The sequence below is a fragment of the Pseudoalteromonas sp. NJ631 genome, from assembly GCF_000276645.1.
Taxonomy (GTDB): domain Bacteria; phylum Pseudomonadota; class Gammaproteobacteria; order Enterobacterales; family Alteromonadaceae; genus Pseudoalteromonas; species Pseudoalteromonas piscicida.
Genome location: NZ_AKXJ01000028.1, coordinates 1 through 8,600, shown reverse-complemented (window position 1 = coordinate 8,600; position 8,600 = coordinate 1). Strand labels below are relative to the sequence as shown.

The following is an 8,600-nucleotide window of genomic DNA, read 5'->3' as shown; positions in this document are numbered from 1 at the left end:
ATATGGTGCCCAGCGCCTTTGTGTTGCTAGAGCATTTGCCGTTAACCGCTAATGGCAAGATCGACCGCAATGCCTTGCCTGAACCCAATATAGAGGCATTGAGGCCGGAATATGTGGCCCCGCAGACGGAAACAGAAAAAGGTTTGTCTGGTATCTGGCAAGAGGTGTTGGAGATAGACAGAGTGGGTGTGCTGGATGACTTTTTCCAACTCGGGGGGCATTCCTTATTGGTGATGAAGCTGCTGGCAAAAATAGAAAAGCGCTTACATGTGAAACTATCTGTTACTTATACCTTTACTATGGGTAATTTAAGCGCCTTGGCCCAGCATATTGATGCATTAACTGGTAAACATGATCCTGATAATAACAGTGAAGAATTGGATTTTTTTGAAATATGAACGTTATTGATTTTATTAATTTTCTACACGAAAAAAAGATATATTTAAAAGTACAGAACGGTAAACTGCAAATCAATGCCGCTAAAGGGGCTATGACTCAGACCCTGCTCGCACAATTAAAAGAAAAAAAAGGGCAAATCATAGAATATCTTGATTCGACTAAACCTGGGATGGACATTGTCCGGGTATCTCGTGAGCAAGTGTTAAAAGCCTCTTATTCCCAACAAAGTTTGTGGCTGTTAGAACAGATAGATAGCGGCACTGAAGTTTATAATATGCCCGCGGCCTTAAAGCTTACCGGCAACTTAAACCTGATTGCCATTCAGCAGGCATTTACCAGTGTAGTGGCACGCCATGAAAGTCTGCGTACCTGCTTTGCCGCCGGTGAAGATGGCGAGCCGATACAGGTGATTAAGGCGGCTGAACCTTTTGATGTGCCAGTAACCGATTTATCTGGGGTAGCTGAGGGGGAAAGAGAAACCCAGATTCGTATTCTAGTCACCAAAGAAGCTGCGCTGGAATTTGATCTTAGCCGGGATCTAATGCTGCGGGCCAAGTTAATTAAAGTTTCATCTCAGGAGCACGTTCTGCTGGTAACCATGCATCATATTGCTTCGGATGGCTGGTCTATGGGTATATTGGTGAATGAGTTTAGCCATTTATATAGTGCATATGTCCAAGGGCAGGAGAATCCTTTACCTCCCCTGGCTATCCAATATGCAGACTATGCTAACTGGCAGCGACAATGGCTGCAGGGAGAGGTGCTGGACGCTCAGATGGGGTATTGGGAAAAGCAGCTGGCAGACTTGCCTGATGTACACGGATTGCCGCTGGATTACCCCAGACCTTCGATCCAGAGTTTTGCCGGTGATGTCTATGTCTCAACTATAGCTAAGGACACTTTAGACGGGTTAAAGGACGTGTGCCAGAGGCAGGGAGCCACGTTATTTATGGGCCTGCATGCGGCGTTTTCGGTATTATTATCCCGCTACAGCAATGAAAAGGACATAGTATTGGGCACCCCTGTGGCCAACCGTGAGCAGTCAGAAATTGCCGAGCTGATAGGCTTTTTTGTTAATACTTTAGTCTTGCGCAGCAATCTGTCCGGCAATCCGAGCTTCAATGAACTGCTCAGGCAAAGTAAAACTATGTTGCTGGAAGGTTATGCCCACCAACAGGTGCCTTTTGAACAAATCGTAGAACGGCTGCAGCCCCAACGCAGCTTGAGTCACAGCCCGTTATTCCAGGTGATGATAGAATTTCAAAATAATGATGAGGGCAATTTATCTCTGCCGGGGTTAACGGCGCAGTATCTGGATCACCAGGGAGGCATGAATGTCGCCAAGTTTGATCTAACCTTGAATATTTTTGAAGGACAGGACGGTCTTCACCTAGGCTGGCACTATAATACCGATCTCTTTAAGCGGGAAAGCATTGAGGGAATGAGCCAACACTTTAAACTGTTACTGGCAGAGTTATTGCGCTTGCCGGAAGAAAGTGTTTTTGCCCTAGAGCTAGTTAGCGATGAGGAGCGCCGCCAGATCCTATGCGATTGGAATGATACACAGGCAGATTTTCCGTCGCAAACCTGTATCCACGAACTATTCGAACATCAGGCAGAGCAAAACCCACAAAAAGAAGCCCTAGTGTATCAAGGGGTTGCTTTTAGTTATGATGAGTTAAACCTCAGGGCTAATCAGCTAGCCCATTACCTCAAGGCGCAAGGTGTCAAGCCAGATACTCTAGTTGGTCTGTGCATCGAACGTTCATTTGATATGGTGATCGGCCTGTTAGGGATTCTTAAAGCTGGAGCCGCCTTTGTCCCTTTGGAGCCGTCATACCCTGAGGCCAGAATCGCCTATATGCTGGATGATGGTGATATGGCAATCGTGATCACCCAGCAGAGGTTTTTATCTGAATTACCTTTACTGGCGCCGCTGGCATTATGTTTGGATGATGACAAAGTTCGTGATGAGTTAGCCAGCATGCCGCAGAATAACCTGGCAGTTTCGTCACTTGGTTTATGTCCTCACCACCTAGCCTATGTGATCTATACCTCGGGTTCTACCGGGAAGCCGAAAGGGGTTATGGTTGAACACCAAGCCTTGTCGAACCGTATTCACTGGATGGATCAGGAATATACATCAACTCCCCAGGACAGATTTTTACAAAAAACGCCTTTTAGCTTTGATGTCTCAGTCTGGGAATTCATCTGGCCGCTTACCACAGGCGCAAGCTTGGTTTTGGCTAAACCTGAAGGACACAAAGATCCAGCCTATTTGTCTTCGCTGATGGCACAAGAAAACATCACCAAAGTGCATTTTGTTCCCTCTATGTTGGGAAGCATGCTGGCTTTTGGCCTGCTGGGGGATTGCCGTTCGTTAAAGCAAATCTTTTGTAGTGGAGAAGCCCTTAGTAGACATCATGTCGACGATGTCTTGGTGCAGTGTCCAAATGTTGAGTTACATAATTTATATGGACCGACGGAAGCGAGCATAGACGTGAGCTTCTGGAATTGCAGGGAAACAGCGTTATCAGCGAGCATCCCTATCGGCCGACCTATTGCCAACACCCAGCTGTATGTGATGGATCAGCAACAACATCTTGCCCCAGTGGGTGTTGCCGGGGAATTGTATATCGGGGGAGTTGGCTTGGCCCGGGGTTATATCAAGCGTGAGCAATTGACGGCAGAAAAGTTTGTCGAGAACCCTTTCTACGATAAGCACAAACCGAGCAGCAGCCCAAAATTGTACCGTACCGGGGATCTGGTGCGTTGGTTGGCGGACGGTACGCTTGAATACCTGGGGCGCATAGACCATCAAGTGAAAGTACGTGGCTTTAGGATCGAATTGGGAGAAATAGAGCATGCGCTGGCGGCATATCCTGGCGTTAAGGAAGCCGTCGTTCTGGCCCGAGAGTTAGTGCAAGGAGATAGCCGCTTGATTGGTTACCTCGTTGCCCCCGAAGCAGGGAGTGATGATGCCGCCTTTATCGAAGATATCCGCCATTACTTGGGCCGCCAGTTGCCTGAATATATGCTGCCCTCATTTTTTGTGTTACTCGATAGTCTGCCGTTAACCGCAAATGGCAAACTCGACCGCAATGCTATGCCTGAACCGGATATGCTGTTCTCGAGAAAAGAATATCTTGCTCCCCGTACCGAGATGGAAAAGATCTTGTGTACTGTCTGGCAGGAAGTATTGGGTGTTGAACAAGTTGGCATTCGGGATAACTTTTTTGAATTAGGCGGTCACTCTTTACTTGTGATGCAGGTGATTTCACGGCTGCAGCAACAAGGTAAGGCGATGGCGGCACGGCAACTTTTTGCGGCCCGCTCTCTGGAAGAACTGGCGGTGGCGATGAGCGAGCACCAGGAAAAAGAAGTTGCCGTATTCAGGGCGCCGAAGAATCTAATCCCAGCCCAATGCCAGCAGTTAACTCCCGAGATGTTGCCATTAGTGGACTTAACTCCAGTGGAGATTGAGCATTTAACGGCCCAGGTCACGGGCGGGGCGGAAAATATCCAGGATATTTACCCACTGGGGCCATTACAGCAGGGGATTTTATTCCACCATACCCTAGACCCTGAAAATGATCCCTATGTAACCCCGATATTGTTTAAACTAGACGATGAGGCGGCGGTTAATTCTTTTATTGAAGGCTTAGAGTTTTTGATCGCCCGCCATGATGTTTTCCGCTCGTCTATGCAGTGGCAGGGCGTAGGTGAACCTATACAAATTGTACAGCGTGAGGCAAAATTATCGGTTGGCAGAATTCGCGTGGGTAAAGACCAGTCACCGTTAAATGCGCTAGAGGAATACAGTGCGAGCCAAAGGATAAAAGTCGATCTTCGCCGGGCGCCATTATTAAATGTCACCGTGGCTACAGCCGAAGGTGAGGCAGAGCGGCATGTGTTGTTGCAAATTCACCATATTATTGAAGATGCCACTTCCCTGCAAATTTGTGAAAAGGAATTGGCCTATTTCCTTGGCGGCATTAGTGATCAGTTACAGCCGCCCGTTCCTTATCGGGAGTTCATCGCCCATGCTCTGCACCTGGCGCAGGTTAATGATGCCCAAGCTTACTTTTCACAGACTTTAGGTGATATCACTGAGCCGACCTTACCCTTTAACTTACATAATATACAAGGGAAAGGCAGTAATGTTACTGAGCTGGCTCAGGCACTGCCACAAAACTTGTCTATCCAACTAAGGGAGGTTGCGAAAAAGATACAAGTCACGCCGGCGGCACTGTTCCATGCTGGCTGGGCTAGGGTAATTGCCACTTGTAGTGGTAAAGATGACGTGGTCTTTGGTACGGTAATGTCGGGACGATTGCAAGGGACTTTCGGGGCTGAGGAAATGCTCGGCGTCTTCATTAATACCTTACCGGTGCGAGTCAAATCCGCCGGAGCCGATGCCGTCACTCTCGTGCAACAGGTGCAAGCATCTCTGTTGGATTTGTTACCGTATGAACAGGCGAGTTTGTCCATGGCGCAAGCTTGCTCTGGACTTAAGAGCAATGTCCCTTTGTTTTCTTCAATCCTTAACTACCGTCATCAGGTACGTACTGATGCTGATGATGAAACCTTGGCAAAAGAAGGACACGAATCATCTGTTGGTATTGAAGAAATCTCCGGCCAGGAAAGAACCAACTATCCTGTCAGTTTATCCGTTGATGATCTCGGTGAGAGTTTTACCCTCAATATAAAGGTTGTTGCTGAGATTTCTGCGCAGCAAGTCATGGCCTATATGCACAAAGCCATAGAGATCTTGGTTCAAGCTCTGTCAACTGATAGCGCTGTAATCCTTGAGACTCTGTCTTTGTTACCGGACGAAGAGTGTAAGGCATTGCTTGATACAACAAAAAGAACCCGCATAGGTGGTGTGCAGGAGGCATGTATTCATGAGTTATTTGAAAGATATGCCAAAGCGCACCCTCAGGAAACGGCCCTGATCACCGAAACGGGCAAGCTTAGTTATGACCAGCTAAACAGCCGTGCCAATCAATTGGCCCGATACCTGAAACAGCAAGGTGTGAAGCCGGATACCCTTGTTGGTCTCTGTGTGGATCGTTCAATGGACATGGTTATAGGCTTACTGGCGATCCTTAAAGCTGGCGGAGCTTATGTGCCACTGGATCCGACTTACCCTGAGTCTCGTTTGGCCTATATAATCAAAGACAGTGCTGTGGCAATAGTCGTCACTCAAAGTAAAATAGTGGCAGAGTTACCCTTTTTAGAGCCTCACTCTCTGTGCCTGGATGATGAAACGCTACGAGCCGGACTCTCAAGCATGTCATCGGATAATCTACCGGTCTCTTCATTGGGTTTAGCTCCTCATCATCTGGCCTATGTGATATATACTTCAGGGTCAACTGGCCAGGCTAAAGGGGTGCTGGTGCAGCACCAGGGAGTGGTTAATCTCGCAGCTGAAATACAAGACATGGAGATCGTGCCGACCGGTACTTGCTGGGGCTTAAATGCTTCCTATGCCTTTGACTCTTCGGTTAAGGGCTTATCCCAGCTGATGTCTGGCATACCACTTCGCATTTTACCTAAATATGCCAACCTCGATCCGCAAATCATTGGACAAAGCTTTGCTGAGTGCGGCGTGATTGACTGTACCCCGTTAATGGTAGAAGCCTGGTTTGACTCAGGCCTGCAAAGCTGTTTACCTAACTTGATTATTGGCGGTGAGGCTATTTCCCCGGGTTTGTGGAGCAGGTTATGTGACTGGCAGCAGCAATATCAGCGTAAAGCGGTGAATGTTTACGGCCCGACGGAATGTACTGTAAACACCCACTGGACCCGAATATCTGGAGACTTACCCAATATAGGGCTGCCGCTGGGCAATGTCCACGGGCTGGTACTGAATAAAAATACCTTGGCGCCAGTCGGTGTGCCGGGGGAGTTGTGCATCGGCGGTGCGGGTCTGGCCCGAGGCTACCTTAACCATGAGCAATTGACGGCAGAAAAATTTGTTGCCAATCCTTATTTTAATAAGCAGGACAGCAACGGCTATCGGCGTTTGTACCGTACAGGGGACTTGGTGCGTCGCTTAGAAGACGGGCGGCTGGAATTTATCGGCCGCATAGATCACCAAGTGAAGATTCGGGGATTTCGTATTGAACCAGGTGAGATAGAACATGCCTTGGCAGAGTGCAGCGGAGTTAGGGAAGCCGTGGTGATCGCTCGAGAAACAGGTAAAAGCAACAAACACCTGACAGGCTATTTGGTGACAGATCAGGAGATAGAGGATGAAGTCGAATTTCTCGATAAGGTCCGTCATCATTTGCTCCAGGCTTTGCCTGAATACATGGTACCTTCGACCTTGATGGTGCTGGACTCTTTGCCGCTAACTGCCAACGGTAAAGTTGATCGCCATGCCCTACCTGAGCCGGAAGGGGAATTTTCAGGCGACTATATCGCACCGCAAACCGAGATGGAAAAAATCTTATGCGAGATCTGGCAGGAGGTGCTAGGAGTTGAGCAGGTTGGTATTCTGGACAACTTTTTTGAACTGGGGGGACATTCGTTACTCGTTATGCGGGTGATTTCCCGGTTGCAGCAACAAAACCTGGTGATGAGTGCGAGTCAACTCTTTTCGACCCCTTCTCTGGCAGCGTTGGCAAAGTTAATTGAGGAGGAATCTGTAGGTGATACCCGTTTATTTAAGGCTCCGCCTAACCTGATACCTGCGGACTGTGTAGCATTAACTCCTCAAATGCTGCCATTAGTGGACTTAAATGAGGGAGAAATAGAACAGTTGGTTGCACAAATTCCGGGTGGCGTTGGGAACATACAGGACATTTACCCCTTAGGTCCCTTGCAACAAGGCATATTGTTTCACCATACCTTGGATCCGGAAAATGATCCTTATGTCTTATCTGCATTTTTGAAGATTCCGGATTTACATCAGGTACAGGCTTTTATTGACGGATTAGACTTCTTAATTAAGCGCCATGACGTATTGCGTACTTCTATTCACTGGGAAGGGGTAAGAAAGCCGGTACAAGTGGTAAGGAAGCAGGTCGAATTAGCTGTTTTGACAACCACAATAGAGCAGCAGAACCCATTGGTTTATCTTCAGGAGTACAGCGAGTCACAAGGGCGTCAAATGGATCTCAAGAGTGGTCCATTATTGCGTGTTATCGTTGCTAGTCAGGGCGATAGTGATGAGCGTTATATATTATTGCAATGGCATCATATTATTTCCGATCATGTTGCCTTTGAAGTGATTCAAAAAGAGCTGAAATTATATAGTCAGGGTTTACAACAGCAACTTCTGACTCCGGTACCGTACCGAGAATTTATTGCCCATAGTCTGCATCAGGAAAAGGAAAATGATGCCGAGCAATATTTCACTAATATGCTGTCGGATGTCAGCGAACCAAGCTTGCCGTTTAATTTGATAAATGTGCAAGGTAAAGGCAATGATATTACCGAGTTCTCGCAAGCTTTTCCTACGCTTCTAGGAGAAGAACTCAGGGCAATAGCTAAAAACATACAGATCAGCCCTGCAGCAATTTTTCATGCTGGCTGGGCGAGGGTTATGGCGGCTTGCAGCGGTAAAGATGATGTTGTCTTTGGTACAGTAATGTCGGGTCGCTTGCAGGGAACCTCAGGGGCAGAGCAGGCGCTTGGCGTGTTCATTAATACTTTGCCAATAAGAGTAAAACTTGCCTGTACAAACGCCCAGAGCCTGGTGCAACAAGTGCAAACCAGTTTGCTGGACTCTTTACCCTATGAACAAGCAAGTTTATCTATGGCGCAACGTTGTTCAAGTCTGAGTAATGGCATGCCTTTGTTTAGCTCGGTTTTCAACTACCGACATTCAGGCTCAGGCGGAATAGAAATGGGGAAAACGGACTTACCGGCGCAATCTTTTACGGTAGAGTTTTTGAAAAGACAGGAAAGAACCAACTACCCGTTAAGTTTATCGGTGGATGACTTCGGTGATGCTTTTCACATCACGGTAAAAGGTATTGCCGATATAGCGACGGAGCGGGTGATAGAGTATATGCAGGGGGCAATGAAAGGTCTGGTTGAAGCGCTCAGAGAAAGCTCCAGCGCTATACTCGACAGTCGTGAGCTGTTACCGGAAAGTGAACGTCAGCAATTACTCCATACCTGGAATGATACCGCAGCAGAAGTACCATTGGAGTACTGTCTCCATGAACTCTTTGCTGAGCAGGCTGATC

At 47.6% G+C, this 8,600-nt stretch carries 2 protein-coding genes; both read left to right on the top strand.

Annotation, left to right across the window (positions count from 1 at the left end):
• Positions 1–398 (top strand): phosphopantetheine-binding protein (locus tag A587_RS24355; protein ID WP_017219553.1); only part of this gene is annotated, 398 nt, incomplete at its 5' end.
• The coding region (locus A587_RS24350) for a non-ribosomal peptide synthetase (protein WP_017219552.1) at positions 395–8,600 on the top strand (8,206 nt) is incomplete at its 3' end. The genes A587_RS24355 and A587_RS24350, both read left to right, overlap by 4 nt.